Origin of the sequence: Massilia sp. (assembly GCF_032106685.1) — a bacterium.
In the GTDB taxonomy this organism is placed as follows: Bacteria; Pseudomonadota; Gammaproteobacteria; order Burkholderiales; family Burkholderiaceae_D; genus Telluria.
In genome coordinates, this window is sequence record NZ_DAMCPG010000102.1 from 1 (window position 1) to 1,414 (window position 1,414).

Here is a 1,414-nt window from a genome sequence, read left to right on the forward strand (position 1 = left end):
TGACGTGATGGTGTGGACGACCTCCACCTGACCAGCTGTTCTGGCCGTGTCGTCATCAGGGACGTCATGTCTAGGAGCGGTATCATGCAGGCCATCGCAGTTGTCGGACTTGATCTGGCGAAGACTGTTTTCCAGGTTCACGGTGTTGCCGCAGACGGCACGGTCGTCGTGAGGCGGCAACTGCGACGAGGCCAGGTGCTGGGGTTTTTCCAGTCGATAGGGCCATGCGTGGTCGGGATCGAAGCGTGCGCCTCTGCCCATCACTGGGCGCGGGAGTTGATGGCGATCGGCCATGAGGTGCGGCTCATGCCGCCAGCATATGTGAAGGCCTATGTGAAGCGCGGCAAGACCGACGCCGCAGATGCTGAGGCGATCGCGGAGGCCGTCACCCGGCCGACCATGCGGTTTGTGGCCGTGAAGTCAAAGGCGCAGCAGGCAGTCTTGATGCTGCACAAGACGAGAGACCTGCTCGTTCGCCAGAGAACGATGCTGATCAATGCGCTACGCGGCCACCTCGGGGAGTACGGCATAACCGCGCCTCAAGGCCCAGCCGGGGTGCAGGCGGCGCTGAAGGCTTTGCGGGAAGAGGATCAGGACCTGCCAGATCTGGCGCGTACCGCGCTGGGAGGTCTGGCGGAACAGCTCGAACAACTTGGTGCAGAGATAGGTCGCTTGGAACGTCGGATTCTCGAGTGGCATCGACAGGATGAGACGAGCCGGCGGTTGGCGACCATCCCAGGCATCGGGCCGATCACCGCCAGCGCCATGGCCGCAAGCGCGCCGGATCCGAAGCTCTTCCGCTCGGGAAGACAGTTCGCGGCCTGGCTGGGGCTAACGCCGCGCGCCAACAGCAGCGGCGGCAAGGAACGTCAGAGCGGCATCAGCAAGATGGGCGACAGCTATCTGCGACGCCTGCTGGTCGTCGGGGCGACGGCCGTCCTGCGAATGGCCCGCCAGCGAGCACGGGCGGGCTGGGTCGGCAATCTGCTCGAGCGCAAGAAGCCCAAAGTCGCCGCCGTGGCCTTGGCCAACAAGACGGCCCGTATCGCATGGACCCTGATGGTGCGACAGGAGGACTACAGGCCCATAGCGGCATAGAGATCGGCCCGGCTCCCAACAAGGACCGACGCCGTAGACGAAAGAGTGGTGAGACGTGATGACGAACCGGCCGCAGCCGGGGACGGGTGAAACCCAGGGGGTCAGAGCGCTTCGAGCGCGTTGACGTGATTAGGGAGCCGGTCCGCGGACTTCATCAAGGCCAGCAGCGCACACAGCTGCATCAACAGGCCGAACACATGACTGCACTCGACCGAGCGCCAACGTCGTTTTCACTCTTGCGTCTTGGAGGTCGTCCACACATGACCCCCGTTTCTCATCCAGCCATAACGAGAGTCCGAGGTTGATCTGAGTAGAG

Annotated in this window: 1 protein-coding gene; it reads left to right on the top strand. The window is 63.5% G+C overall.

The features are described from left to right. The first annotated feature begins 84 nt into the window (after positions 1 to 84). A complete protein-coding gene (locus tag RT688_RS23745; RefSeq protein ID WP_303697911.1) occupies positions 85 to 1,098 on the top strand; it encodes an IS110 family transposase in 1,014 nt (337 codons plus the stop codon). Positions 1,099 to 1,414 lie beyond the last annotated feature (316 nt).